Source organism: Promicromonospora sp. MEB111 (assembly GCF_030209445.1).
Classification (GTDB): Bacteria; Actinomycetota; Actinomycetes; order Actinomycetales; family Cellulomonadaceae; genus Promicromonospora.
The window spans coordinates 34333-59272 of record NZ_JARVSD010000011.1; the positions used below are offsets into that span (position 1 = coordinate 34333).

Below are 24940 nucleotides of genomic sequence, written 5' to 3' on the forward strand. Positions count from 1 at the left end.
TTCTCCGATTCCAGGTGGGTGGTGCGGCGGTCGGGGTCTTCGGGGGTCACTTGGCCGACAGCGGACCGGCGAAGGACTTGCTGAGGGAGGCGGGGCCCACGAGGGGCAGCAGGGCGGCGAGCAGCTTGCGCTGGAAGGTCTGGGGCCGGCGGGTCAGCTCGACGTCGATGCGGCTGCCGTCCCCGGCGGGGGAGACCTGGAAGACCCAGCCACCGCCGGGTCCGAACACCTTCGAGTCCAGTGTCGTGATGTCGACGCGGCCGCGCTCGTCGTCCCACTCGTAGCGGGCCCTCTCCCAGGCGGCCGCGGTGCCCTCGGTGACCTCCGCCCAGTTGTCGCCCTGGGCGTGGACCGTGAGGTGGTCGGCGTCGATCGTGGGCCAGGCCTCGGCGCGGGCGGGGCTGAAGTCGGTCAGCACCCGCATGGCGGCCTCGGGGGCGAGCGTGGAGTCGAGGTGAAAACGAACGGCGGTCATGGTCAGGCTCCTCGGTTGTGTAACCACTTTGAGCGGTTACTGCGATGATCAGAACTGTGGCACAGGTTGCGTAACCCGTCAAACTGGTTACGCGGACTTGTGCGTCACCCGGTCACCGGCCAGAATGGTTACGTGAACCACGCCTTCCCCTGCGGAACGCTCGCGCTCGACTTCCTCGGCACGCTGCGCGCCCGCCGCAACCCGGTCCCCGCGGAGAAGCTCGGCACGCCCGAGCTCCTCGACGACTGGTTCGTCGAGTCGGGGATGTTCGACGCCGCCCCGCACGCCGACGAGGCCGACCTGGCGGCGGCCCTGGAGCTGCGCGAGTCGCTGTACGCGCTCGTCGAGGAACGACTCGGCGGACGCGCGGCGCTCGCGGCCGCGGCTTCCGCCGCGGCGTCGGACCTGGCCGGGCAGTCTGGTCCGGTCGGGCACGCCGAGGTGGCTCCCACGGGCCCGGCAGCGCTCGCCGCGGCCGTCGAGGTTCTCAACCGGTACGCCGCGGAGCCGCCGGTCACGGTGCGGCTGGATGTCGGCGACGGAGGCGTCGGCGACGCGGCCGCGGTCGGCAACGGCGCCGCGAGCATCCGTCGCACCGGCACGGCCGCACAGGGCCTGGCCGCCGTCGCCCGCGAGGCCGTCGAGATCCTGGGCGGCCCGGACGCCGCGCTCCTGCGCGAGTGCGGCCGCCCCGAGTGCACCCAGGTCTACCTCGACCGTTCGCGCGGCCACCGCCGCGAGTGGTGCGCCATGCGCACCTGCGGCAACCGGGTCAAGGTCTCGGCCTACCGCTCCCGCCACCGCACCGCCCCGGCGTCGTCGGCGCCGTCGACGACCCACGCCTGACCCCGCCCGACCTCGCTCCGCCCGCCCGGAAGTGCGCTTCTACCCAGTCATCTGGCCCGAAAACGACCGTAATCCGGGCCGGATGACTGGGTAGAAGCGCACCTCTGACCTGGGTCGTCGGGGGCCGCTTGACGGCCCGCCCGCGCCGGTGCAACACTGGCGCCCATCACCGGAAACGTTTCCAGTGTGCATCCGGCTGGAAACTGGAAACGTTTCCAAATCTGCTGGGTCAGGCACAGGGCAGGACCTCACGACGAAGTGGAGTGACAGTGTCGTCATCACGCGCCACCCTCATCCAGGTGGCCGAGCGCGCCGGGGTGTCGCTGGCGTCGACCTCGCGGGCGCTGCACGGCACGGGCGCCAGCCAGAAGATGGTGGACCGCGTCCGCGCCGCCGCCGCCGAGCTCGGCTACAGCCCGGACGCGATCGGCCGGTCGCTGCGGATGAAGCGGACCTTCCAGGTCGCGTTCGCCGTCGCCGACATCGGCAACCCCGTCTACGTCGAGATGCTCACCGCGATCCACGAGGTCCTCGCCCCGCACGGGTACCGCGTGGTCGTCATGTCCACGGGGCACACGGTCGCCTCCACGGTCGACCTGGTCCGCAGCCTCGGCAGCGGGTTCGTCGACGGCCTGATCGTCAGCCCGCTGCGCACCGACGACGCGCTCGTCGACGCGATCCGGGAGGCGCCCGTCCCCGTCGTCGTCATCGGCCGCTCGCTCGAGCAGCAGGGCATCGACTCCGTCTCCACGGACTCGGCCGCGGGCCTCGGCCAGGCCGTCGCCCACCTCCTGGAGATCGGCCGCCGCCGGATCGGGTTCGTCAACGGACCGCTCGACACCACCCCGGGCGCCGCCCGCCAGCGCGGGTTCGACGCCGCCACGAGCGGCCCGGCGTTCACCGGGGACCACGCCGAGACCGAGCGGGCCGACGACTTCACGGTCGCCGCCGGGCTCGCCGCCGCGCGCCGGCTGCTGTCCCGCACCCCCGCGGCGGGGCCGTTCGACGCCGTCGTCGCGGCCAACGACCTGCTCGCCATCGGCGTCGTCCGCGCCGCCCGGGAGCTGGGGCTCTCGGTGCCCGGCGCGCTCGCCGTCACCGGGATGGACGACACGGAGATCGGCCGCGTCTTCCAGCCGAGCCTGACCAGCGTCTCGCTCGGGTCCGCGGAGCGTGGCGCCGCCGCCGCCCGGCTGGTCCTGGACCGGGTGGACGACGGCGCCGAGCCCGCCCAGCAGATCGCCATCGGGCCGCGCCTGTTCGTGCGCGAGTCCACAGCCCAGGAAGAGAGTGCCCGATGACCGTCCTCGCCTCGCCCCGGCCGCCGTCGACGCCCCGGTCCGGGCGCCGCCGCGGCCCCACGGGCATGGACCGCGCCCGACGCCGCGAGGCCGCCGCACTGGTGATGCCGTCGCTGCTGCCGATCCTCGTGCTGTCCGTCGCGCCGCTGCTCATGGGCGTGCTGCTCGCGTTCACCGACGCGGAGCTCGTGCGGCGCCCCGACTACCAGTTCGTCGGCGTCGACAACTTCGTGCGGCTGGCCGGCAACTCGTTCTTCTGGGACTCGTTCCGCATCGGCATGGTGTGGGCCGTCTCGGTGACGCTGCTCCAGCTCGTCGCCGCCCTGGGCCTGGCCCTGCTGCTCAACTCCGGTCTGCGGCTGCAGGGGCTCACCCGGGTGCTCGCCCTGATCCCGTGGGCGATGCCGCCCGTGGTCGTGGCGATCATGTGGAAGATGATCTACTCGCCGAACGCGGGGCCGCTCAACGCGTTCCTCGGCTCGGTGGGTCTGCCGGACGACATCAACTGGCTCGCCGACTTCTCGACCGCGCTGCCCGCCGTCATCGTCGTCGGCGTCTGGGTGGGCATGCCCCAGACCACGGTGACGCTGCTCGCCGGGCTGCAGCAGATCCCGCAGGAACTGCACGAGGCCGCCGCGATGGACGGCGCCGGGGCCTGGCGCCGGTTCTGGGCGGTCACGCTGCCGAGCCTGCGGCCGATCGTCACGTCGATCACGTCGCTCAACTTCATCTGGAACTTCAACTCGTTCTCGCTGGTCTACGTGCTGACCGAGGGCGGGCCCGGCGGCCGCACCATGCTGCCGATGCTGTTCACCTACCTGGAGGCGTTCAAGAACCGGAACATCGGTTACGCCGCCGCGATGGGCGTGGTGCTCGTCGTGGTGGTCGTGCTCCTCCTCGCGCTCTACCTGCGGTCGCAGTTCCGTGACGACCGCGCCGAGAAGACGAAGAAGGAGGGCTGAGTCGATGCGCGTCATTGCCCAGCAGATGGTCCGCCCCGCCCAGTACGTGGCGCTGGCCGGTTACATCATCTTCCTGGGGTTCCCGCTGCTGTGGCTGCTGTCGGCCTCGGTGAAGTCGTCCGGCGAGCTCAACTCCCTGGTCGTGAACCTGCTTCCGCAGGAGTGGCACTGGGAGAACTACTCGGAGGCCCTGGCCCGGCAGGGCCTCGTGCGGTCCTCGGCCAACAGCGCGATCGTCGCGCTCGCGTCCACCGCGCTCGTCATCCTCGTCGCGCTGCCCGCGTCGTACGTGCTCGCGCGGCTCAAGGGGGCGATCCGCGCGGCCGGCGTCGGCTGGATCCTGGTGAGCCAGGTGTTCCCCGTGATCCTCGTGATCCTGCCGCTGTTCCTCATCCTGCGGACCATCGGCCTGACGGACAGCCTGGTGGGGCTCACGCTCGTGCACACCACGTACACGCTGCCGTTCGCGCTGTGGATGCTGCAGGGGTACGTCGCCGCGATCCCGGTGGAGCTGGAGGAGGCCGGGTCGATGGACGGCGGCAGCCGTCTGGTGGTGCTGCGCCGGATCGTCTTCCCGCTGCTCGCCCCCGGCGTCGTCGCCACCGCGATGTTCAGCTTCGTCTCGTCCTGGAACGAGTTCTTCTTCGCTCTCGTGCTGCTCCAGTCGCCCGAGAACTACACCCTGCCGATCACCCTGTCGACGTTCATCGGCGGCGAGGGCAAGGTCGCGCTCGGCCCCCTGGCGGCGGGCTCCGTGCTCGCCGCGATACCCAGCATCGTCTTCTTCTCGATCATGCAGAAGAAGCTCACCGGCGGCCTCATGGCCGGGGCGGTCAAGGGATGACCAGCCCCCACGGCCACACCAGCACCACCTATCCGAAAGGCAGACCCATGAAGTCTCGTGGAGTGTTCATCGCTGCATGCCTCACGACCACCACCCTCCTGCTCGCCGCCTGCGGCAGCGGGGACGCCGGCGACGACGGCCCGGTCACGCTGAAGTTCCAGGCGCTGTCCGACCAGCCGGCCGCGATCGCCGCGACCGAGTCGATCGTCGAGGACTGGAACACGGCCAACCCCGACGTCCAGGTCGAGATCGTCCCGGCGGGCTGGGACGGCGTCTACGACAAGCTCATCACCCAGTTCAACGGCGGCGCCGCGCCCGACATCATCCACTACGAGGCGGCGAGCATCGTCTCGTTCGCCCGCGACGGCTACCTGGCCGACCTCACCGACCTCATGTCGGACGAGCGCCGTGCGGACATCCCCGAGGGCGTGCTCGACTCCGTGACCGTCGACGACCAGGTGATCGCCTACCCGACCGAGCTGCAGTCGTACGTGGTGTTCGCCAACCGCACGCTGCTGGAGGACGCCGGGGTGGAGATCCCGACCGGTGAGACGATGACGTGGGACGAGCTGCGCGAGATCGCGAAGGCGACCACGAAGGGCGACGTCTACGGCCTCGGCTGGGGCCTGTCGAGCCCCACGGCGGCGTTCATGGCGCTGGCCCCCGGGTTCGGCGGCACCTACATCACCGGCACGGGCGAGGACGCCGACCTGACCGTCGGCGAGGGCGAGATGGCGCTGCCCGAGCTGGTGCACGGCATGGCCTACGACGACAAGTCGATCCTGCCGGTCACCCTGACGCAGTCGGGTTCGGAGGCCATCGCCTCGTTCTACGCCGGGCAGACGGCGATGACCGTGCAGGGTTCCTACCAGGCCGCGAACATCGCCAAGGACGCGCCGGAGGACCTCGACTGGGTGGCGCTGCCCCCGCTGGCCGGCCCCGAGGGCCCGCAGCAGGCGGCCAACCCGCAGACGCTGTCGGTCAACATCGACTCCGAGCACGTCGAGGAGTCCGCGGAGTTCATCGAGTTCTTCACGCAGACGGAGCACCTCGCCGCGCTGAACGAGGCGGACGCCCTGATCCCGGCGACGACGTCGGCCCAGGAGGCCCTGACGGAGAAGCTCGGCGACGAGAACGGCTGGAGCACGATCCTGGCCTCCGGCCAGAACTTCACGGCCGCCCCGTACCTCTTCGCGGACTCGTACGCGCAGTGGAAGGACACCGTGGCGACGCCCGCCTACCAGCGCTACCTGGCGCAGGAGACGGACGAGACGGAGCTCGCCGACCAGCTCACGAGCGGCTGGGACGAGATCACGCAGTAACTGACGCAAGCGACGTAGGAACGAACAAGGAGCGTAGCCGTGAGCTGGTTAGAGGACCGGTCGGTGGCCGTGATCACCGGTGCCGCAGTGGGGGACGCCCTCGGTGGAGCGACCGAGGGCTGGACACCGGAACAGATCGAGGAGCGGCACGGGGGCCGCGTGCGCGGCATCGTCGGGCCCTGGTACCCCAACTGGCGCGACGCGCGCCCCATCGCCCCGTACCACAAGGGCGACGGGCACATCACGGACGACACCCTCATGACCAGGGCGCTCGTGGAGGTGTACGCCAAGCGGCGTGCGCACCTCGACGCCTACGCGATGGCCGAGGACCTGGTGCCGCTGATGATCGGGGAGCCGCGGTGGATCCCCGAGCTCGAGTCGACGGCGCTGCTGCTCCAGCGGGTGTTCCTCGCCGAGAAGTGGCTCGTGGCCCGGCTGCACTACGGGCACGTGGACCCGCGCGAGGCGGGCGTGGGCAACGTCGTCAACTGCGGGGCGGCCATGTACGCCGCGCCCGTGGGGCTGGTGAACGCGGGCGACCCCCGCGCCGCCTACGCCGAGGCGATCGACCTCACAGGCGCCCACCAGTCCAGCTACGGACGCGAGGCGGCCGGGGTCTTCGCGGCGATGGTCGCGGCCTCGGTCGCCCCGGGCGCCACGCTGGACGACGTCGTGGCCGCCGCGCTGGACGTGGCGCACGACGGGACGGCGGCCGCGCTCCGGGCCGTCGTGGACGCCCTGTCCGGCTGGCCGGAGCCGCCCACGACCGACGACGAGGAGCGCAAGCTCGCGCGCCTCGTGCGGGAGGTCGTGGCCCCGTACGACTCGGTCGGCCCGGAGTACCGGCAGATGTCGATGGACGCCCGCCGGCCCTCGCGCACCAAGTCGATCGAGGAGCTGCCGGTGGCGCTCGGGCTCCTGCTCGGGCACCGCGGCGACTACCGCGGCTCCGTGCTGGCCGCCGTGAACTACGGCCGGGACGCCGACTCGATCGCCGTCATGGCGGGCGCCGTGGCCGCCGGGCTGGGCGGGAGCGGCGTGGTGCCCGCCGAGTGGCTCGACCAGATCGAGACCGCCAGCCAGATGGACGTCCGCGAGACGGGCCGCCTCATGGCGTCCGCGGCGGGCGACATCCTGCGGGCGGACCGCGAGCGGGCGCTGGCCCGGCTGACGTCGCTCGACGCCGTCGGGGCGGGTGAGCCCGCGTGAGGCTGACCTGGGCCCAGCCCGAGGACCTGCTGGCGCACGAGCTCGTGCAGTCGGCGGCCGAGGGCAAGGACGTCGCCGACGTCCGCGGCCGCTGGGTCGCGGCGGGCGGCGACCCGACGCCGGCCGTGAGCGGCGCCGGCCCGGTGCCGGCGCCGCCGGCGCTGCGCGCGCTGGCGCGCGACCTGCTGGACGAGCTGGACGCCCTGCCTGCGCCGTCCTTGGCCCCGGCCACGTGGGACGACGTCGAGGCCCTGCTCCCGCCCGCCCCGTCGCTGCCGAGCCGCCCGGCCGGAGGGGACGCCGCCTACGCCGCCCGGGTCCAGGGCGCCTGGACCGGCCGGGCCGCGGGCTGCCTGCTCGGCAAGCCCGTGGAGAAGATCCCGCGGGCGGGCATCGAGGAGATCCTGCGGTCCACCGGCCGCTGGCCGCTCGACCGCTGGTTCACGGCCGTCGGCCTGCCCGACGACGTCGCGGCGCGCTGGCCGTGGAACCGCCGGTCGGCGCCGACGTCGCTGGAGGAGAACATCCACGGCATGCCGGAGGACGACGACCTCAACTACCCGATCCTGGCCCTGGCGCTCCTGGAGCGGCACGGCCGCGGGTTCACCACGGACGACGTGGCGCAGCTCTGGCTGGACAACCTGCCCGCCGGGCGCACCTTCACCGCCGAGCGCGCTGCCTACCGCAACATCCTCGACGCGGTGCCCGTGCCGGAGACGGCCACGCACCACAACCCGTTCCGCGAGTGGATCGGCGCGCTCATCCGCACCGACCTGCTCGGCTGGGTCTCGCCCGGTGACGTGCGCGGGGCGGCCCGGCTGGCCTGGGCCGACGCCCGGCTCAGCCACACCCGCGACGGGGTCTACGGGGCGATGTGGGCGGCCGGGCTGGCCGCCGCCGCGATGGTCGCCGAGAGCGTCGAGGACGTGCTCGACGCCGCGGACGCCGTCGTACCGCCGGGCAGCGGGCTGGCCGCCGCCGTGGCGCTCGGCCGGTCGCTCGGGCGCGACAACGACGGGAGCGAGGCGGGCGTGCGCGCCGGGCTCGACCGCATCCACGCCGAGTACGGGCACCTGCACTGGGTGCACACGCTGAACAACGCTGCCGTCATCGCGTTCGCGCTGTCCGCGGGCCGGGGCGACTTCGGGGCGAGCGTCTCGATCGCCGTCCCGGCGGGCTGGGACACGGACTCGGCGGCGGCGACCGTGGGCGGCGTGGCCGGGGCTCTTCTGGGCGTCGACGGGATCGGCGAGCGGTGGACCGCACCCCTGGACGGGCGTATCGCGACCTCCCTGCCGGGCGGGGAGCAGCGCATCGCCGACCTCGCGGCGCGTACCGTGGCGCTGGTGGAGCCCGCCGGAGGTGCCGCATGACCGGGCAGGTCGTGGTGGTCGGGTCGGCGAACGTCGACCTGGTGGTCGACGTGCCCCGGCACCCCGCCGGCGGCGAGACCATCCTGGGCGGCGACCTGCGCCGCACACCGGGCGGCAAGGGCGCCAACCAGGCCGTCGCCGCGGCGCGGGCCGGGGGAGCCGACACCACGTTCGTGGGGGCGCTGGGCCGGGACGAGTCCGGGGAGCTGCTGCTCGCCTCGCTCGCCGGTGCGGGCGTGCGGACCGACACGGTCGAACGCGTCGACGCCCCCACCGGCACGGCGCTGATCACCGTGTCGCCCGACGGCGAGAACGCCATCGTCGTGGCGCCCGGCGCCAACTCGCGGGTGCGGGTCGGCGCGGCGCAGGCCCGCCGGATCGCGGCCGCCGACGTCGTCCTGGCGCAGCTCGAGATCCCGCTCGACACCGTGATCGCGGCCGCCCGGGAACGCCGCGCGGGCGCGTTGTTCGTGCTCAACGCGGCGCCGTCGCGCGACCTGCCCGACGCCCTGTGGGACCAGCTCGACGTGCTCGTGGTCAACGAGCACGAGGCGGCGGACCTGGCGGGGGCGGGCTCCGGCGCCGCCACCCCCGAGGAGCTCGCGGCCGCGCTGCTGGCCCGTGTGCCGGCGGTCGTCGTGACCCTCGGCGCGGCCGGAAGCCTGGTGGCCGAGCGCGGTGCGGACGCCGTCCGCGTCCCGGCCGCGAAGGTCGCGGCGGTGGACACGACGGGCGCCGGTGACACGTACTGCGGCGTGCTCGCGGCGTCCCTGGCCGGCTCAGGTCGGGCCGGCTCCGGCCTCCTGCGGGCGGCACACCTGGCCGGGTCCGCCGGGGCGCTCGCCGTCACGCGGCCGGGGGCGCAGGACGCCGTGCCCGACGTGGCCGACGTCGTCGCGCTGGCAGAGACTCTCGGAAAGGCATCATGAGCTACACGTTCAACCCCCTGGTCCCGCGGCCGATCGACCGGCCCACCGAGGTCGCGACCGGGGCCTTGACCCCGGAGGCGAGCGAGGCGCTCGACCAGGCCAAGATCTTCTCCGGGCCCGCCGACCCGGCCGACCGCCCGGCGTGGCGCGAGACGCTGCGGGCCTGGCGGTCCGACGCCCGCGACCGGCACGGCTACACCGGCGCCGCGTACGCGCGCCCGGAGGCCGCGTGGGCGGCGCGGTGCAGCACGGTGGCGCAGGTCTGGCTGTGGGACGAGCTGCTCTACTCGTTCGAGGAGGAGCGTTTCACGCCGGAGCGGTTCCTCGCCGACGCCCGGGAGCGGTTCGGAGGGCTGGACGCCGTCGTGCTGTGGCACGCCTACCCGGTGATCGGGCTGGACGACCGCAACCAGTGGGACTTCTACCGCGACGTGCCCGGCCTGGCCTCGCTCGTGGCGACGTTCCACGACGCCGGCCTGCACGTCTTCGTCGACTACAACCCGTGGGACGTCGGCACGCGGCGCGGGGCGGACGACCTCACGGAGCTCGCCGCGGTCGTGCGCGAGCTCGGGGCGGACGGCGTCTTCCTGGACACCCTGAAGAAGGCCGAGCCCGAACTGGTCGCGCGCCTGGAGGGGGCGCGGCCCGGGATCGTGCTGGAGGGCGAGTCCAAGCTGCCCGTCGAGCGCATCGAGGACCACTCCTCCTCGTGGGCGCAGTTCTTCGCCGACTCCCCGGTGCCCGGCGTGCTCCGGGCGCACTGGTACGAGCGCCGGCACATGCAGCATCACGTACGGCGCTGGCACCGTGACCACTCCGAGGAGCTCCAGTCCGCGTGGCTGAACGGCGTGGGCGTGATGGTGTGGGAGGTCGTCTTCGGCGTCTGGGTCGGGTGGTCCCGGCGGGACGCCGCGACCGTGCGCCGCCTCGTCACGGTCCAGCGGGCCGCCGGCGACCTGCTGCTCGACGGCGAGTGGACGCCGCTGGCGCCGCTCTCCGACGAGGCCGAGGCCGCGGGCGTGTACGCGTCGCGGTGGTCGCTGGACGGCGTCACGCTGTGGACGCTGGTGAACCGGGGCGAGGCCGACTACGCGGGGCCGGTACTGGCCGCGGGCGCCGCGGAGCGGGCGGCCGGCCGGCTGGTGCCGCTCACGGAGCCGTCGGCCGCCGCGGACGTCGTCGTCCCCGGCCGCGGTATCGCGGCCCTGCTGCACTTTTCTCCGGGCGCCGCCGAGCCGGCCTGGCTGCCGGACCTGCTCGATGCGCTGCGCGGGATGCCGCACGACGCCGACTCCCGGTTCCCGCACCGGCTGGCGCGTCGCGTCGGCGTGTCGGACGCACAGGTCACCCCGGTGACCTACACGTCTGTCAGGGCGGCTCCGCCGAAGAGCACCCCGGAGCCGGACGCCGTCGTCGTCCCCGCGGGCGACTACGTGCTCACCGTGCGCTACCGCGCGCGGGAGACCGGGATGTACCAGGGCGCGCCGTACGTGGACGAGTGGAAGCCGCTGCCGCCGCGTCTGCACGACGCGCGCACGCTGCAGCGCGACGGCGTCCTCGCGGCGCCGGTCGCGGTCGCGGAGGCCGAGGTGACGAACGCGCAGTTCGCGGCGTTCCTCGACGCGACGGGCTATGCGCCCGCCGAGCCGCACCGGTTCCTCGCGCACTGGTCCGACGGGAGCCCGGCCGCGGGTACCGAGGACGAGCCGGTGACGTACGTCGACCTCGACGACGCCCGCGCCTACTGCGCCTGGCGCGGCGGGCGGCTGCCCACGGAGGACGAGTGGCAGCTCGCGGGCGAGGCCCGGCCGTCGTCCTTCGGGGTGGAGCGGCCCGGCGTCGCCGTCTGGAGCTGGACCGAGAGCGAGCACAGCGACGGCCGCACCCGGTTCGTCATGCTCAAGGGCGGCAGCGACCACCGCGCCGCGGACTCCGACTGGTACGTCGAGGGCGGGCGGCACGCGCCGGACTACTCGGTGAAGCTGCTGCTCCCGGGCCTCGGGCTCGCCCGGAGCGCCACGGTGGGGTTCCGGTGCGCGTGGGAGGTGTCGGCATGAGCGTGTCGCGCGATCCCGCGGTCGGCGCCCTGGCGGGCCTGCGCGTCGTGGACGCGTCCACGCTGTTCGCGGGGCCGATGGCGGCGATGCACCTGGGTGACCTGGGTGCCTCCGTGATCAAGGTGGAGCACCCGGTCAAGGCCGACCCGTCGCGCACGCACGGGGCCGCGAAGGACGGCGTCAACCTCTGGTGGAAGACGCTGGGGCGCAACAAGCGCACCGTCACGGCGAACCTTGGTTCGGACGGCGGGCGCGAGGTGTTCCTCGCGCTGGCCGAGCGGGCCGACGTGGTGATCGAGAACTTCCGGCCCGGCACGCTCGAACGCTGGGGCCTGGGCTACGAGGAGCTGTCGGCGCGCAACCCGCGCCTCGTGCTCGCGCGGGTCTCGGGCTTCGGGCAGACCGGCCCGTACCGCACACGCCCGGGGTTCGGCACGCTCGCGGAGGCGATGAGCGGGTTCGCGGCGATGACCGGCGAGGCCGACGGCCCGCCCACGCTGCCGCCCTTCGGCCTGGCCGACGGCGTCGCGTCGCTCGCCACCGCGTTCGCGATCATGACGGCACTCTCGGCGCGCGACCGGACCGGCCGGGGGCAGGTCGTGGACACCGCGATCGTCGAGCCGATCCTCGCGATGCTCGGGCCGCAGATCACGCGCTGGGACCAGCTCGGGACCGTGCAGGCGCGGACCGGCAACCGGTCGAGCAACAACGCGCCGCGCAACACCTACCGCACCAGCGACGGGCACTGGGTGGCCGTCTCCACGTCGGCGCAGTCGATCGCGGAGCGGGTGATGCGGCTGGTCGGGCGGCCGGAGCTGGTGGACGAGCCCTGGTTCGCGCGCGGCGTGGACCGGGCGCGGCACGCGGACGAGCTCGACGCCGCCGTCGGCGGCTGGATCGCGGAGCGCACCCGGGACGAGGTGGTGAAGGCGTTCGAGGAGGCCCAGGCCGCCGTCGCCCCCGTGTACGACGCGCGGGACATCGTGGCCGACCCCCAGTTCCAGGCCCTCGGGACCATCCACGAGATCGAGGACCCCGAGCTGGGGCCGATGCTCATGCAGGGACCGCTCTTCCGGCTCTCGGAGAACGACGGCGTCATCCAGTTCACGGGCCGGCCGCACGGCGCGGACACGGACGAGGTGCTGGGGGAGCTGGGCTTTTCCGCCGAGCGCGTGGCGGAGCTGCGGGAGGAGGGGGCGGTATGACGCCGCTGACCCTGCTCTACGTGCCCGGCGACCGGCCCGACCGGGTGGCCAAGGCACTGGCCTCGGACGCCGACGTGGTGCTGGTCGACCTGGAGGACGCCGTCGCGCCGTCGCACAAGGCGGAGGCGCGGGACAACGCGGCCCGGCTGCTGGCGGGCCTGCCGGACGGGCTGGTCCAGGTGCGGATCAACCACGGCAGCAGCCGGTGGCACGCCGACGACGTTGCGATGCTCGCGGCCCTGCCGCTCGCCGTCGGCGCCCGTGTGCCCAAGGTGGAGTCCGCCGCGGAGGTGCGGGACCTCGCGGCCGCGCTGCCCGGCCGGGCGCTGCACCTGCTGGTCGAGTCGGCGCTCGGCGTCGAGCGGGCCTTCGAGCTGGCGACGGCGTCGCCGCAGGTGCGGTCGATCGGGCTGGGGGAGGCGGACCTGCGCTCCGACCTGCGAGTCGACGGCGAGGAGGGACTGCTCTGGGCGCGCAGCCGGGTGGTGGTCGCGGCCCGGGCGGCGGGGCTGGTGCCGCCAGTGATGTCGGCGTTCACGAACGTGCGGGACCTGGACGGGCTGGCGGCGTCGTGCCGGGCCGGGCGGGCGCTGGGCTTCTGCGGCCGGACGGCGATCCACCCGGGGCAGCTCCACACGATCCGGGCGGCGTTTCTGCCCTCGGCCGAGGAGGTCGCCGCGGCGCGCGAGGTGCTGGCGCGGGTCGGCGCCGCCGCCACCGAGGGTGTGGGTGCCGTGGCCCTGACGGACGGGACGTTCCTCGACGTGGCGATGGTGGAACGGGCGCGGTGGGTGGTGGAGCTGGGGGAGAAGCGATAGATTTCTATCGTTTTTCGATAGGAGGGCCATGAATCCGCTCGCCACGAGGCTCCTGCGCCTCGTCATCGTGCTTCTCTTCCTGGGCGTCGCGCTGGTGCAGCTCGTGGTGCTCCCGGAGCTCTCGGCCGGCGTCGCGTCGTCCTATCCCGAGGCCGCTAGCCTTCGGGTGCCCACTCTCGCCTGGTCGATCGCCGTGCTGGTGCCGGCTCAGGTGGTCCTCGTCGGTATCTGGCGGCTGCTCGCCCTGGTCCGTCGCGATGCGGTGTTCTCGCCCGACGCGTTCCGGTGGGTCGACCTGATCGTCTGGGCATCCGTCGGCGCCTGCGTGCTCGCGCTCGGCCTCCTGAGCTGGCTGACGGTGCGGACCCTGGACTTCGGGATGCAGCCGGGCATCGGGCTCGCGCTCATCGGGTGCGCCGTGCTCGCGGGCGGGATCGCCCTGCTGGTCGTCGTCCTGCGCGGCCTGCTGGTCAAGGCCGTCGGGTGGAAGGGCGAGGCGGCGGCGCTCCGGATCGAGCTCGACGAGGTGATCTGATGCCGATCGTCGTGGACATCGACGTCATGCTCGCGCGCCGCAAGATGTCCGTGGGGGAGCTTGCCGAGCGGGTCGGGATCACCCCGGCGAACCTCGCGGTCCTGAAGAACGGCCGCGCCAAGGCGGTCCGGTTCACGACGCTCGACGCGCTCTGCGCGGCCCTCGAGTGCCAGCCGGGCGACCTGATCAGGTATGTCCCGGGTGGCGACACGGTGTTGCCGGAGGGCTGACGGGGGCTTGGCGGAGGGCTATCGGGGGCTTGCTGGAGGGCTGTCGGAGCGCTGGAGGGGCGTCACGGAGGGCTGACGGGAGCCTGACAGAGGGCCGGGCCCGGGGTGAATTCTGCTGTGGGCAGATGGGGTCGGTTCGACGAGCGGTGCGAACGTGTGTGTCATAGGTTGATGGCATGACGCGAACGGGTGAGGTGTTGACGCGGACGGGCGACGAGCTGCCTGTCGGGTCGGTGCTGCCCGGGGGTGGTGTGCTATCCGGGATCGCTGGTGCCGCGGTGGTTGATGCTGCCCGTGTGCGGGAGGTGCGTCGGATGCTGGCGGGCATGATCCTGCCAAGGACCACCGACAGCGGCGCGGGTACCGAGGCTGGCCCAGGTGGAAGCGCGCCACGGGCACAGGCGGAGTGGGTGGATCTGCTCGGTGAGCTGGAAGCGTTGAAGAACGCGGTCACGGCGACGCAGGCGAGGTTGGCCGTGGTGTTGGACGAGGCGACCAAGGCCGACGAGGCCGTGCACGGGATCCGGGCGGAGCGGCAGGGTCGTGGTGTGCCGAACCAGGTCGGTGCTGCGCTGCGGGTGAGCCCGCATGCGGGTGCCGGGTTCCTGAGTACCGCCCGGGTATGGGTCGCGCAGATGCCGCACACGTTCAACGCGCTGCGCTCGGGGGTGTTGTCGTCGTGGCGGGCCACCCTGCTCGTGCGGGAGACGTCCCACCTGTCCGTGGAGCACCGCGCGCTGATCGATGAGGAGATCTGCGGCCCGCAGCGCCTGGCGGACCTGGCGCGGATGGGCACGCGGCGGTTGATCGCCCGGATCAAGGAACTGGCCGCCCGGTTGGATGTGCACGCGTGCGTCAAGCGCAACGCCAGGGCCGTGTCGGAGCGGCGGGTGTCGGTGCGTCCGGCTCCTGATCTGATGGTCTACCTGACCGCCCTGGTTCCGATGGCTGAGGGTGTGCAGGCGTACGCGCAGCTGAAGGCCCATGCCGAGATGGTCAAGGCGGGCGGTGATGGGCGGGGTGCGGGGCAGATCATGGCCGACACCCTGATCGAACGCGTCACCGCCCGTCAGGCTGGGCACGCGGGTGATGTGCCGGTCACGATCAACCTGTTGGTCTCGGACGAGACCCTGTTGGCCGGTGGTGACGAGTCCGGTGTGGTGTTGGAGGGCGCTCCGGCGGGTGTGGGTACGGTCCCGGCGCCCGTGGCACGTCACCTGGCCGCGCATGCAATCGACACGGACACCGCGTGGCTGCGCAGCATCTACGTCAACCCGCACGGCAGGTTGCTGGCCAGCACGTCGACGTCAAGGTTCCACCCCCCAGGGCCTGGCCGCGCTCCTGCGCGCCCGGGAGCAGGGGATCTGCGCCACGACGTGGTGTGATGCCCCGGTCCGGCATCTGGACCACGTCACCCCGCACGCCGAGGGCGGCCCGACCAGCCTGGACAACGGGCAGGGCATGTGTGCCCGGTGCAACCATGCCAAGCAGGCACCGGGTTGGTCGCAGAAGACCACCCAGGTCGACGGCCGGGATGCTGTGGAGACGGTCACGCCGACGGGGCACACGTATGTCTCGGTCGCCCCCACACCACCCGCACCGGTCAGGACCGGCGGCACCGCACCAGGTCACGACACTGCACCGGTGGGAGGCGGGGTACCTGTCCGTGACACGGTCGCGGTTCGTCATGCTGCTGTGCGTCCTGAAGCGGCGGCGACCGGTCCCACGGGACCCGCCCACGGCCAGGCACCCGCCCCCGAGCGATCCACCACCCCGGCCTGGACCCCGGCCGTCGGCATGACGGGACCGAGCAAGGGCCGTACACCCCGCAGCCGCTACCAGATCGGCTGCCACACCAACCCTCGCAACAGCCCGATCCCGTACCAGCCGAGACCGCGGCCAAGATCGGGACCACGAACGCGGCCACAACCACGAACACCCCGCCGAGCCCACACCGCCGACCTGTCCTGGGCGCACCGCCCCGGCACCGCCGTCGCGACGTGAACGGGATCGACGGGGCCGGCACGACGGCTACATGACCGAGGGTGCGGCCACGGCCTACCGCCGCGACCACCCGGACGCCGAGCTGCACCTGCTCGGGGGCGGCCACTGGCTGCTCGAGACCCATCTCGACGAGGTGCTCCCGCTCGTCCGCGACTTCCTCGCCCGGCTCGGCGCCCCCACCTGAGTCACGGCACCAGCACGATCCGCCCGAACACCGTGCCCGCGTCCATCTGGCGGTGGGCCTCGGCGGCCTGGTCCAGGGGCAGCACATCGTGGACGACGGCGTGCAGCTCGCCGCGTCCCGCGGCGTCGAACTGCTCCGCGCGGACGACGGCGAGGTCGGCTGCGGGGACGGTGTCGAGGCTGAACGTCGCGAACGAGCGGGACTGCTGGAACGCGCCCAGGAGGCGCGCACCGAAGTCGGCGGGCGGCATCCCCGCGATCGCGCCGACCACGACCATGCGCCCGTTAGGCGCGAGCCGGTCGATGAAGTCGGGGGTGCCGGGCCCGCCCACGATGTCGACGATCACGTCGTAGGACGCCGGGGCGTCCGGGTCGCCCTCCCCGGCGCGGTCGAGCACGTGCGTCGCCCCGAGGGCGCGCAGGCGCTCGCCGCGTCCGGCCGACGACGTCGTCACCGCGACGGCGCTCGCCCCGCCCCGGGCCGCCAGCTCCACGGCCGCGATGCCGATGCTCCCGGCCGCGCCGCGCACCAGCACGGACTCCCCGGCCGCGAGGTGCGCGTGCGCCAGCGCGAAGTGCGCCACGGGCGCCGAGCTCCCGAGGGCGACCGCGTCGGCCGACGAGAGCTCGCCCGTCAGCGCGACGACGTCGTCCACCCGGGCGACCGCGTGCTCGACGTAACCGCCGCTCGTGCCGGTGAACGCCCAGACCCGGCGCCCCACCCACGCCGCGTCGACGCCTGCGCCGACTGCCGTCACCCGGCCGGCGACCTCGCTGCCGGGTATGAGCCCCGTGCTGAGGCCGAACCCGCTGAGCGTCCCGCGCCGGATGACGGCGTCGACCCCGCCCACGCCGATCGCCTCGGTCTCGATCACGACCTGCCCGGGTCCGGGGGCCGGAACGGGGGCCTCGCCCACCACCATGCCGCTCGGGTCGCCGAACCGCTCGATCGTCACTGCTCGCATCGTTGTCGTCACGCCGGCGACGCTAACGGACGCCTGCGTCCACTTCGGGAAAGTGAGAGCGGCAGCCGCACGTTTGCCTCACATGACGTGCGAGTGAGCGCGCCCCGCCGCACGCTGGACAGAGGCCGGCCACCCACCGGCCGCACCCAGGAAGGAACGCGACATGGTCCAGCAGACCGTCGCCGATGTCATGACACCGGCGCCGACCACGATCGGGATGTCCGAGACGTTCCAGTCTGCAGCGCGGGCGATGGCCGACCACGACGTCGACGCCCTGGTGGTCCGGGCCGGACCCACCGTCATCGGGATCGTCACCGACCGCGACCTGGTGGTCCGCGGCCTCGCCGAGGGGCTCGGCCTCGAGGCGATGGTGGGCGAGGTGGCCAGCGAGGAGCTCGTCACGGTCGGCCCCGACGTCCCCGTGGAGGCGGCCGCCGAGATGATGCGCAGCGCCGCCGTCCGGCGCATCCCCGTGGTCGACGGCGACGTCGCCGTCGGGATCCTCTTGCTCGCGGACCTCGCCGTCGAACGGGACCCGACGTCGGCCCTGGCCCGGGGTCAGGACCTCCCGTAGCTCGTCACGAAGTGCTCGACCGCGCACGCCGCCGCGCCCCGCGCCCAGTCCACGAACCGCAGCGGCCGCAGCTCGATGGCCGAGCGTGCGGCGGAGCCGAAGGCCCGCTGCTCGAACGCGCTGCGCACGTGGGGGTCCATGACGTCGTAGTCCTGCTCGTCGACCGGCCGGTCCGGCCCCGACCCGCTGCCGATCGCCTCGCCCGTGATCACGATGTGCTGGGCGCCCAGCAGGTTGGCGATGGTGGCGATGCCGATCCCGACGGCGCGGCCCGCGTCGGCGAGCACCCGCACGGCGTCGGGCTGACCCGAGCGGGCGAGGTCCGCGACGTCGCCGATGCCGAGCCCGTCGAACCCGGCCTCCGCCATGCGCCCCAGGATCCCGGCGGACCCCGCGATCGCCTCGACGCAGCCGCGGTTGCCGCAGTGGCACAGGGGCCCGTCGGGGTCGACGAGCACGTGCCCCACCTCGCCGGCCACGCCGAACTCGCCGTGCACCACCTGCCCGTTGACCAGCAGCGCGCACCCGATGCCGGTGCCGACCGTGACGAGGGCCAGAGACGAGATGCCGCGGCCCACCCCGTACCAGCGCTCGCCGGTGAGCAGGGCGCGCACGTCGTTCTCGACCGTCGTCGTGAGGCCGGTGCGGCGGGCGATCTCGTCGCCGAGCGGCACGTCCCGCCAGGCGAGGAAGGGCGAGTAGGCCACGTGCCCGGAGGCGGCGTCGACGTCGCCCGAGACGGCCACGCCGACGCTGCCGACCGCGGGCCGGCCCGCCCGCAGGCCGTTCACGAGCTCCACGATCTGCTCGACGATCGCCTCCGGGCCGTGGTCGCGCACCGGCACCGTGACCTCGTCCAACACCTGGCAGCGCAGGTCGCAGACCACGCCGAAGAGCTGGTCGGCGGTGACCTTCACGCCGATCGACTGGTGCGCCTCCGCCTGCAGGGTCACCATCGTGGCGGGCCGCCCCAGGGCGCCGTCGGTGGACGCCCGGTCGCCGGTCTCCAGCAGGAGCCCCGCCTCCAGCAGCGGGCGTACCGCGCGCGTGATCGCGCCCGGTGTCAGGCCGGTGTCACGGGCCAGGGCGGTCCGTGAGGCGTCGCCGCTCCTGACCAGCTCCTGGAAGACGCGCGTCCCCGCCGGGCTGAGGGCAGGTGCGGCTGATCTCGCGGACATGCCACGACTCTATCTATGTGGCACGGCGCCGCAGCACCCCGGACAGGGCCACGACCAGGACGCCCGCGATCGGCACCACCAGCAGGCCGGTGCGCAGGCCCACGTCGTCGGCGACCAGGCCGACCAGCGGCGGCGAGCAGAGGAAGCCGAGCCGCAGCAGCCAGGACACGATGGTCAGGCCCGTGCCGGGGCGCAGGCCGGGCAGCTCGTCGGCCTCGTGCATGGCGGCCGGGATGAGCGTCGCGCTGCCGAAGCCCGCGGCGGCGAACCCGGCGATCGTGCCGGGCACGGTGGGCCACGCCAGCGCCAGCCCCATGCCGAGCGCGATGATCACGCCGCCCGCGCAGGCGACCGTGCGCTGGCCGAACCGGTCCACCAGGCGGTCACCCAGCAGGCGGCCCACCGTCTGGGCGCCGACGAGCGACACGTAGGCGGTGGCGGCCAGCGCGGCCGGGGCGCCGAGGTCGGTCGAGAGGTAGAGGGTCGCCCACGAGCTCCCGGCGTCCTCCACCAGGGCGCCGCCGATGCCGATGAGCACGAGCGCGGCGACGATCGCCACGGTGCGGACGCTCAGGCGCGGCCCGCGGAGGCGGGCGGGAGCCGCTGCGGCGGAACCCCCGTCGTCGGCCGTCTCGTCGTCCCGGCCCGGCAGGAGGAACCGCAGGGCGACGACCGCCACGACGGCGAAGACCCCCAGCGAGATGCCCAGGTGCACGTCCAGCGGCAGGCCGAGCGCGATGGCGCCCGCGGCCATCGACCCGCCCAGCACGGCGCCGATGGACCACACGGCGTGGAAGCCGTTGATGATGGACCGTCCGTACCGGCGCTGCACGCGCAGGCCATGGGTGTTCTGCCCCACGTCGGTGATCGAGTCGGACGCGCCGCCGAGGAACAGGGCCGCCACGAGCAGGGCGAACGACGGCGCGAGGCCGGCCGCCAGCGTGCCCAGCCCCGTCAGGACGGTGCCGACGACGGCGACGCGCGCCGACCCGAAACGGCGCACCATGTACCCGGCCCCGAGGCCCGAGACGATCGCGCCGGTCGGGAACGCGGCGATGGCCAGGCCGTAGGCCGCGTTGTCGAGGTCGAGCGCGGTCTTGATCTCCGGCAGGCGGGGCACCAGGTTGGCGTACAGGGCGCCGTTGGTCAGGAACAGTGCGCCGACGGCGGCGCGGGCACGCCGGACGGCGAGCGGCGGACGGTTGTCCTGGGGAAGCGACATGCGCACGAGCGTACCCGCGTTACGTACGATCGTACACATCGCCCGCTACGCTGTGCCCATGGCTCACGACTACTTCGCCGGCGACCCGCGCACCCACCACGAGCGCATGCTCGCCGGCGACCTGTACATCGGCGGACAGGACCCGGAGAGCGTCCGGCTCGCCCAGCGCGGCCTCGCCCTCGCCGACGCCTACCACCGCGCGGTCGTGGCCGACGACGACGGCGCCCGCGCGCTCCTGGACGACCTGCTCGGCACGCTGGGCGACGACGCGTTCATCAAGCCGCCGCTCTACGTCGACTACGGCGGGAACATCCACGTCGGCCCGCGCACCTTCGCCAACTACAACCTCACGGCCCTGGACGTCGCGACCATCACGATCGGCGCGGACTGCCAGATCGGGCCGAACGTCCAGCTCCTCACGCCGACCCACCCCGTGGAGCCCACCCCGCGCCGGGACAAGCTGGAGGCCGCGCTGCCCATCACGATCGGCGACAACGTCTGGCTCGGCGGCGGCGTGATCGTCTGCCCCGGGGTCACCATCGGGGACAACACGGTGGTCGGCGCAGGTGCCGTCGTCACGCGCGACCTGCCGGCGAACGTGGTCGCCGTCGGCAACCCCGCCCGCGTGGTCCGCGAGATCGCCGAGAGCTGACCGTGACCGGACGCCGGCACGACCCCGACCGCAGGAGCCGGATCATCGACGTCTGCCTCGACCTGATCGCCGAGGTGGGGGTGGCCGGCGTCTCGCACCGCAAGGTCGCGGCGGCCGCCGATGTGCCGCTCGGCTCCATGACCTACCACTTCGCCGGGATGGACGACCTGCTGCGGGAGGCGTTCGGCCGGTTCGCGCGGGCCGGCAGCGACGGGTTCGAGCAGCGGATGAGCGCGGCGACCGACCTGGAGAGCGCGCGCGAGGCGGTGGTGGCGATCATCACGGAGGACGTCTTCGACACGCAGCGCGACCTGGTGCTGACCCACGAGCTCTACACGCTCGCGGCTCGCGAGCCCGCCTACCGCGAGCTGACCAACGCGTGGATGGCGCGCTCCCGGGCGGCGCTGGAGCGGCACTTCGACCCGGTCACGGCGCGGATGCTGGACGCTCTGATCGAGGGGCTGACGATCCATCGGGCCCTGGACACCGAGGCGCCGCGGCCCGACACGGTCACCGAGGCCGTGCGACGCATCACGTCGGGCTGACCGGCGGAACATCTGCCGCCCGGGGCTGTTGTGGCTGGTGTGAGCGACATGAGGCGGGCGACCGTCGTGGTGATCGGGGCCGGCCAGGCCGGCCTCTCGGCGGCGTACCACCTGCAGCGCCGCGGCTTCGTGAGCGCCGTGGACCAGCCGGAGGCGGAGCGCACCTACGTGGTGCTGGACGCGAACCCCGCGCCCGGCGGCGCCTGGCAGCACCGGTGGGAGTCGCTGCGGATGGCCACCGTCAACGGGATCTTCGACCTGCCGGGGCTCGCCCAGCCCGCCGTCGACCAGGAGGAGGCCAGCCGCGTGGCCGTCCCGCGCTACTTCGCGGGCTTCGAGCAGGCCTTCGGCTTCCCGATCCTGCGCCCGGTCCAGGTGGTCGCGGTGCGGCGCGCCGACGACGACCCGGACGGCGACCTCGTGGTGACCGGCGACCGCGGCTCGTGGACCACCCGCGCCGTCATCAACGCCACCGGCACCTGGACCAACCCGGTGCTGCCGCGCTATCCCGGGCAGGACACGTTCCGCGGGCGACAGCTCCACACCCGCGACTACGTGCGGGCCGAGGACTTCGCCGGGCAGCGGGTCGCCGTCGTGGGCGGCGGCATCTCGGCGCTCCAGCTCCTGGAGGAGATCTCGCGCGTGGCGACCACCCGCTGGTACACCCGGCGCGAGCCGGTCTTCCACGACGAGTTCCGCAGCGAGACCCTCGGGCGCGAGACCATCGCCAAGGTCATGGCCGACGTCGCGGCGGGCCGGCCCACCGGCAGCGTCGTCTCCTACACCGGGCTCATCTGGACGCCGTACGCGCTCGCCGCCAAGGCCCGTGGCGCCCTGGAGCGGCGGCCCATGTTCACCGCGATCGAGCCGGACGGCGTGCGCGAGGCCGACGGGAGCCTGACGCCGCTCGACGCGATCCTCTGGGCCACCGGGTTCAAGGCCGACCTCGCCCACCTCGGCCCGCTGGGGCTACGCAACGAGCTGGGCGGCATCGCCATGGCCGGCACGCAGGTCGCGGCGGAACCACGGGTGCACCTCATCGGGTTCGGGCCGTCGCAGTCGACGGTCGGCGCCAACCGGGCGGGCCGCGAGGCGGTCACGGCGGTGGTTCGGCGGCTCCCGGCCGGGCAACCAGCTCGATCAGCAGGATGAGCACCACGGCCCCGGCCGCGACGCCGACGATCAGCGCCGGCGTCGGGCTGGACGCGAGCAGGAGCACGAGGGCGGCGAGGGCGATGACGGCGGCGCGCGCGACGCCGCGGTAGCGCGCGAGCCAGACGCCCGTGGCGCCGGTGGACACGCCCCGGCCCTCGGCCCACCTGCGGGTGCGGCTCATCCCCGTGCTGATCCCGGACCGCAGGCCGCGCGCCGACGCGCTCGACCCGCCGAGGTAGGCCGCCAGCGCGACGACCAGGCCGAGCACCCCCACGGTGCGCAGCGTGACGCGCAGGAACGAGACGAGCTGGTCGAACACCACCTGCGCGGCGTCGAGCCGCATTACCTTCCCGCTGAGTGCGTCGAGATACAGCCCCCGCCCGATCGCGAGGCCGATCCCCAGGACCACCATCGCGGCGGCCAGCGCGAGGCCCGCGACGACCAGGGCGCGCAGGTGGTGCGTCGCGGCGGCGACGCCGGCGCCCAGCAGGATCAGGACGATCCACGGGAGCCATGTGCCGAGCGCGACGACCTGGGCGTACCGGTTCCGGATCTCGGTGAGCTGGCTGCTCTCCATGACGGTGAACGACGCGTTGATCGTGGGCAGGTTCCCCGCCAGCGTGAGGCCCCGGTCGACCAGGCGCTGCTTGAGCATGTCGATCAACCCGCTGAGCTGGATGGTGAGCTGGCCGTTCTGGCCCACCTGGGCGACGTCGCCCCCGGAGCCCTGCATGACCTGCACGAGCTGCTCGTGCGCGACCCGGTTGGCCTGGTCCCAGGCGGACTCGAACCGGTCGCTCTCGACCAGCCGGTCCGCGGCGTTGCGGACGAAGGACTCCACCCCGCTGGTCAGCGGGCCCTCCAGCGCGGTGATCGCCCGCGCGGCCCGCGGGGCGACGCCCCGCTCGTCCAGCCCCTGCTGGACGTCGCCGAGCAGGGCTCCGACGTCGATCCGGTCCATGACGGCCGTGGTCAGCCGGCCGGCCACCGCCGACTGCACGACCGGGTCCTGGGCCAGGGGTGCGACCGTCGCGACATAGCGGTCGGTGTCGGTGAGGGTGCGCTCCGCCCAGGCGGCGACCACGCCCACCGGGGCCAGCAGGGCACCCAGCAGGATCAGCACGACGGCGGTCGCGCTCCTGGCTCGGTTGCGGCGCGGGCCCGGCGGCGCGGCGGGGGCCGCACCGGCGTGTGGCGCCGCGTCCAGCCGCCGCCGGAGCTCGGCGTTCTCGCGCTCCAGGGCGGCCAGACGGGCGGTCACGTCGGGCGGTTCGGCACCTTCTGCCGTGGCCTCGTTCACGGGTCAGACCAATGCCTTGGCCTTCAGCCGCTCGAACTCCGCCGGCGAGATGGTGCCGGCGTCGAGGAGCGCCTTGGCGCTCGTGATCTGCTCGGACGGCGAGGGCCCGGAGGCGACCTCGCGGATGTAGCTCTCGGTCGCCTGCTGTGCCTGCGCCATCCCGGCGGCGTGGCGTTCGGCCATCCCGCGGCCGCGGGCGATGAGGTACACGAGCGCGGTGAGGACCGGGAGGAAGATCAGGAAGATGATCCACAGGGCCTTCCACCAGCCCGAGAGCTCGCGGTCACGGAAGAGGTCCGCGACGATCTGGAACAGCACCATGAGGTACGCCACGAAGAAGAAGCTGTAGACCATCAGCCAGAAGAAATCCCAGAAATCCATGACTCGCCCCGTTCTCGACGGCAATCCGATGGGTTCGGAGCGCACCGGTGGTTTGCCCGATCCGCAGTTTCAAAGTAACCGCGAGGGGTGGGTTCCGCCCGCGCTGAGCGGGGGGTTTTGGTCGCGAGGGAACGAAAGTCGGGTTCTGCCGGAGAAATCACCTGATTCGGGTGAACCTTTCGCCCGGTGTTCCCGTCGTACGGGTGACCGCCCGTGTGCGGTCGCGTTCATGACTCCGACCTTCTCGAAGGAGAACACCATGATCCGTGCCTCGAAGCGTCTCGCCGCCGCCCTTGCGGTGGGCGGGCTGCTGGCCGTCGCCGTCCCGACGTCGGCCTCCGCCGCCGACGGGGACCTCACGTTCTGGTCCGGCGCCTTCACCGGGCAGACCGTGACCTACCCGGACGCCGGCACCGGCTGCACGACCCTGCCGTTCGTCGTCCACGCCGAGCTCAACGAGACCGCCACGGGCATCCGGGTCTACGAGAGCACCGACTGCACCGGCCGGGCGCTCACCTTCCCGGCCACCGACGTGCACAGCTTCATCGGGTTCGACGGGCGCAGCTTCGAGCCGGTCGGCTGAGGCGTGCGAGAATAGGGGCAGAGCCCACAGAGGTTCCCGGACGAGGGTTGCCGTACCCGGTGTGCGACAAGACGGCATCTGAGGAGCACACC

25 protein-coding genes, 1 pseudogene and 1 riboswitch are annotated in these 24940 nt (G+C 73.4%); of the genes and pseudogenes, 20 read left to right on the forward strand and 6 right to left on the reverse strand.

Annotation, left to right across the window (positions count from 1 at the left end; translation table 11 throughout):
- Positions 1-46: 46 nt before the first annotated feature.
- Complete coding sequence (locus tag QRN56_RS12900) at positions 47-475, reverse strand: hypothetical protein (protein WP_285103802.1); 429 nt, start codon at positions 473-475, stop codon at positions 47-49.
- A 132-nt stretch (positions 476-607) separates the two neighbouring features.
- Between QRN56_RS12900 and QRN56_RS12905 the strand changes: the two genes are divergently transcribed.
- The 15 genes and pseudogenes from QRN56_RS12905 (at position 608) to QRN56_RS12975 (ending at position 16294) form a co-directional block, all read left to right on the forward strand.
- Entirely contained in the window at positions 608-1321 is a 714-nt protein-coding gene (locus QRN56_RS12905) for a CGNR zinc finger domain-containing protein (protein ID WP_285103804.1), read from the forward strand.
- Positions 1322-1590: 269 nt separating this feature from the next.
- Positions 1591-2622: a LacI family DNA-binding transcriptional regulator gene (locus QRN56_RS12910; protein ID WP_285103806.1), complete on the forward strand. Its 1032-nt coding sequence runs from the start codon at positions 1591-1593 to the stop codon at positions 2620-2622.
- Entirely contained in the window at positions 2619-3584 is a 966-nt protein-coding gene (locus QRN56_RS12915) for a carbohydrate ABC transporter permease (RefSeq protein WP_285103808.1), read from the forward strand. Before QRN56_RS12910 ends, QRN56_RS12915 begins: the two co-directional genes overlap by 4 nt.
- Before the next feature lie 4 nt (positions 3585-3588).
- Positions 3589-4428 carry a carbohydrate ABC transporter permease gene (locus QRN56_RS12920; RefSeq protein WP_285103810.1) on the forward strand — a complete coding sequence of 280 codons (840 nt, stop codon included), beginning with the start codon at positions 3589-3591 and terminating at the stop codon, positions 4426-4428.
- Positions 4429-4475: 47 nt separating this feature from the next.
- Positions 4476-5750 carry an ABC transporter substrate-binding protein gene (locus QRN56_RS12925; protein ID WP_285103812.1) on the forward strand — a complete coding sequence of 425 codons (1275 nt, stop codon included), beginning with the start codon at positions 4476-4478 and terminating at the stop codon, positions 5748-5750.
- A gap of 39 nt (positions 5751-5789) precedes the next feature.
- Complete coding sequence (locus QRN56_RS12930) at positions 5790-6959, forward strand: ADP-ribosylglycohydrolase family protein (RefSeq protein ID WP_285103813.1); 1170 nt, start codon at positions 5790-5792, stop codon at positions 6957-6959.
- On the forward strand, positions 6956-8332 hold the full coding sequence (locus tag QRN56_RS12935; RefSeq protein ID WP_285103815.1) for an ADP-ribosylglycohydrolase family protein: 1377 nt from the start codon (positions 6956-6958) through the stop codon (positions 8330-8332). The genes QRN56_RS12930 and QRN56_RS12935 overlap by 4 nt, the downstream gene beginning before the upstream one ends.
- Positions 8329-9261 (forward strand): ribokinase, encoded by a 933-nt coding sequence (locus tag QRN56_RS12940; RefSeq protein ID WP_285103817.1) that lies wholly within the window; start codon positions 8329-8331, stop codon positions 9259-9261. The genes QRN56_RS12935 and QRN56_RS12940 overlap by 4 nt, the downstream gene beginning before the upstream one ends.
- Entirely contained in the window at positions 9258-11318 is a 2061-nt protein-coding gene (locus tag QRN56_RS12945) for an SUMF1/EgtB/PvdO family nonheme iron enzyme (protein WP_285103819.1), read from the forward strand. The genes QRN56_RS12940 and QRN56_RS12945 overlap by 4 nt, the downstream gene beginning before the upstream one ends.
- Positions 11315-12523 (forward strand): CaiB/BaiF CoA transferase family protein, encoded by a 1209-nt coding sequence (locus tag QRN56_RS12950; protein WP_285103821.1) that lies wholly within the window; start codon positions 11315-11317, stop codon positions 12521-12523. Before QRN56_RS12945 ends, QRN56_RS12950 begins: the two co-directional genes overlap by 4 nt.
- The gene (locus tag QRN56_RS12955) at positions 12520-13341 is read left to right on the forward strand and encodes an HpcH/HpaI aldolase/citrate lyase family protein (RefSeq protein ID WP_285103823.1); all 822 of its coding nucleotides are present in this window, start codon (positions 12520-12522) and stop codon (positions 13339-13341) included. The genes QRN56_RS12950 and QRN56_RS12955 overlap by 4 nt, the downstream gene beginning before the upstream one ends.
- A 28-nt stretch (positions 13342-13369) precedes the next feature.
- Positions 13370-13876, forward strand: coding sequence for a DUF2975 domain-containing protein (locus QRN56_RS12960; RefSeq protein WP_285103826.1), 507 nt, complete (start codon positions 13370-13372; stop codon positions 13874-13876).
- The gene (locus QRN56_RS12965; protein WP_285103828.1) at positions 13876-14106 is read left to right on the forward strand and encodes a helix-turn-helix domain-containing protein; all 231 of its coding nucleotides are present in this window, start codon (positions 13876-13878) and stop codon (positions 14104-14106) included. The genes QRN56_RS12960 and QRN56_RS12965 overlap by 1 nt, the downstream gene beginning before the upstream one ends.
- A 326-nt stretch (positions 14107-14432) precedes the next feature.
- Positions 14433-16110: pseudogene (locus QRN56_RS12970) on the forward strand (HNH endonuclease).
- A gap of 31 nt (positions 16111-16141) precedes the next feature.
- Positions 16142-16294, forward strand: a complete 153-nt coding sequence (locus tag QRN56_RS12975) for an alpha/beta fold hydrolase (protein ID WP_285103830.1) — start codon at positions 16142-16144, stop codon at positions 16292-16294.
- A 1-nt stretch (position 16295) separates the two neighbouring features.
- Here QRN56_RS12975 and QRN56_RS12980 read toward each other — a convergent pair whose 3' ends face one another.
- A complete protein-coding gene (locus QRN56_RS12980; RefSeq protein ID WP_285103831.1) occupies positions 16296-17270 on the reverse strand; it encodes a zinc-binding dehydrogenase in 975 nt (324 codons plus the stop codon).
- Positions 17271-17421: 151 nt separating this feature from the next.
- On the opposite strand from QRN56_RS12980, the gene QRN56_RS12985 reads away from it, so the two are divergent.
- Positions 17422-17832: a CBS domain-containing protein gene (locus QRN56_RS12985; RefSeq protein ID WP_285103833.1), complete on the forward strand. Its 411-nt coding sequence runs from the start codon at positions 17422-17424 to the stop codon at positions 17830-17832.
- On the opposite strand, the gene QRN56_RS12990 is transcribed toward QRN56_RS12985, so the two are convergent.
- Together QRN56_RS12990 and QRN56_RS12995 are read right to left on the reverse strand one after the other, a co-directional pair.
- Positions 17817-19010: an ROK family transcriptional regulator gene (locus tag QRN56_RS12990; protein ID WP_285103836.1), complete on the reverse strand. Its 1194-nt coding sequence runs from the start codon at positions 19008-19010 to the stop codon at positions 17817-17819. The two genes, QRN56_RS12985 and QRN56_RS12990, sit on opposite strands and share 16 nt — an antisense overlap.
- A 13-nt stretch (positions 19011-19023) precedes the next feature.
- Positions 19024-20232: an MFS transporter gene (locus QRN56_RS12995; protein ID WP_285103838.1), complete on the reverse strand. Its 1209-nt coding sequence runs from the start codon at positions 20230-20232 to the stop codon at positions 19024-19026.
- A 58-nt stretch (positions 20233-20290) separates the two neighbouring features.
- On the opposite strand from QRN56_RS12995, the gene QRN56_RS13000 reads away from it, so the two are divergent.
- Genes QRN56_RS13000 through QRN56_RS13010 form a run of 3 tightly spaced genes read left to right on the forward strand, consistent with a single transcriptional unit; the run spans position 20291 to position 22581 of the window.
- Entirely contained in the window at positions 20291-20884 is a 594-nt protein-coding gene (locus QRN56_RS13000) for a sugar O-acetyltransferase (RefSeq protein WP_285103840.1), read from the forward strand.
- A gap of 2 nt (positions 20885-20886) precedes the next feature.
- On the forward strand, positions 20887-21429 hold the full coding sequence (locus QRN56_RS13005) for a TetR/AcrR family transcriptional regulator (protein ID WP_285103842.1): 543 nt from the start codon (positions 20887-20889) through the stop codon (positions 21427-21429).
- Positions 21430-21477: 48 nt separating this feature from the next.
- Positions 21478-22581 (forward strand): NAD(P)-binding domain-containing protein, encoded by a 1104-nt coding sequence (locus QRN56_RS13010; protein WP_285103844.1) that lies wholly within the window; start codon positions 21478-21480, stop codon positions 22579-22581.
- On the opposite strand, the gene QRN56_RS13015 is transcribed toward QRN56_RS13010, so the two are convergent.
- Complete coding sequence (locus QRN56_RS13015; protein ID WP_285103846.1) at positions 22526-23845, reverse strand: hypothetical protein; 1320 nt, start codon at positions 23843-23845, stop codon at positions 22526-22528. The genes QRN56_RS13010 and QRN56_RS13015 overlap by 56 nt on opposite strands.
- A 42-nt stretch (positions 23846-23887) precedes the next feature.
- Positions 23888-24265 carry an SHOCT domain-containing protein gene (locus QRN56_RS13020; protein WP_285103848.1) on the reverse strand — a complete coding sequence of 126 codons (378 nt, stop codon included), beginning with the start codon at positions 24263-24265 and terminating at the stop codon, positions 23888-23890.
- A 259-nt stretch (positions 24266-24524) separates the two neighbouring features.
- On the opposite strand from QRN56_RS13020, the gene QRN56_RS13025 reads away from it, so the two are divergent.
- Positions 24525-24848 (forward strand): hypothetical protein, encoded by a 324-nt coding sequence (locus QRN56_RS13025; RefSeq protein WP_285103850.1) that lies wholly within the window; start codon positions 24525-24527, stop codon positions 24846-24848.
- Positions 24849-24865: 17 nt separating this feature from the next.
- Positions 24866-24929: riboswitch (guanidine-III (ykkC-III) riboswitch) on the forward strand.
- The last annotated feature ends 11 nt before the right edge of the window (positions 24930-24940 follow it).

Bases quoted from the DNA above. Each gene is read 5' to 3' on its own strand.
- QRN56_RS12900 (WP_285103802.1), bottom strand. From the start codon at position 475: ATGACCGCCGTTCGTTTTCACCTCGACTCCACGCTCGCCCCCGAGGCC.
- QRN56_RS12915 (WP_285103808.1), top strand. From the start codon at position 2,619: ATGACCGTCCTCGCCTCGCCCCGGCCGCCGTCGACGCCCCGGTCCGGG.
- QRN56_RS12920 (WP_285103810.1), top strand. From the start codon at position 3,589: ATGCGCGTCATTGCCCAGCAGATGGTCCGCCCCGCCCAGTACGTGGCG.
- QRN56_RS12925 (WP_285103812.1), top strand. From the start codon at position 4,476: ATGAAGTCTCGTGGAGTGTTCATCGCTGCATGCCTCACGACCACCACC.
- QRN56_RS12940 (WP_285103817.1), top strand. From the start codon at position 8,329: ATGACCGGGCAGGTCGTGGTGGTCGGGTCGGCGAACGTCGACCTGGTG.
- QRN56_RS12945 (WP_285103819.1), top strand. From the start codon at position 9,258: ATGAGCTACACGTTCAACCCCCTGGTCCCGCGGCCGATCGACCGGCCC.
- QRN56_RS12950 (WP_285103821.1), top strand. From the start codon at position 11,315: ATGAGCGTGTCGCGCGATCCCGCGGTCGGCGCCCTGGCGGGCCTGCGC.
- QRN56_RS12955 (WP_285103823.1), top strand. From the start codon at position 12,520: ATGACGCCGCTGACCCTGCTCTACGTGCCCGGCGACCGGCCCGACCGG.
- QRN56_RS12960 (WP_285103826.1), top strand. From the start codon at position 13,370: ATGAATCCGCTCGCCACGAGGCTCCTGCGCCTCGTCATCGTGCTTCTC.
- QRN56_RS12965 (WP_285103828.1), top strand. From the start codon at position 13,876: ATGCCGATCGTCGTGGACATCGACGTCATGCTCGCGCGCCGCAAGATG.
- QRN56_RS12975 (WP_285103830.1), top strand. From the start codon at position 16,142: ATGACCGAGGGTGCGGCCACGGCCTACCGCCGCGACCACCCGGACGCC.
- QRN56_RS12985 (WP_285103833.1), top strand. From the start codon at position 17,422: ATGGTCCAGCAGACCGTCGCCGATGTCATGACACCGGCGCCGACCACG.
- QRN56_RS12990 (WP_285103836.1), bottom strand. From the start codon at position 19,010: ATGTCCGCGAGATCAGCCGCACCTGCCCTCAGCCCGGCGGGGACGCGC.
- QRN56_RS12995 (WP_285103838.1), bottom strand. From the start codon at position 20,232: ATGTCGCTTCCCCAGGACAACCGTCCGCCGCTCGCCGTCCGGCGTGCC.
- QRN56_RS13000 (WP_285103840.1), top strand. From the start codon at position 20,291: ATGGCTCACGACTACTTCGCCGGCGACCCGCGCACCCACCACGAGCGC.
- QRN56_RS13010 (WP_285103844.1), top strand. From the start codon at position 21,478: ATGAGGCGGGCGACCGTCGTGGTGATCGGGGCCGGCCAGGCCGGCCTC.
- QRN56_RS13020 (WP_285103848.1), bottom strand. From the start codon at position 24,265: ATGGATTTCTGGGATTTCTTCTGGCTGATGGTCTACAGCTTCTTCTTC.
- QRN56_RS13025 (WP_285103850.1), top strand. From the start codon at position 24,525: ATGATCCGTGCCTCGAAGCGTCTCGCCGCCGCCCTTGCGGTGGGCGGG.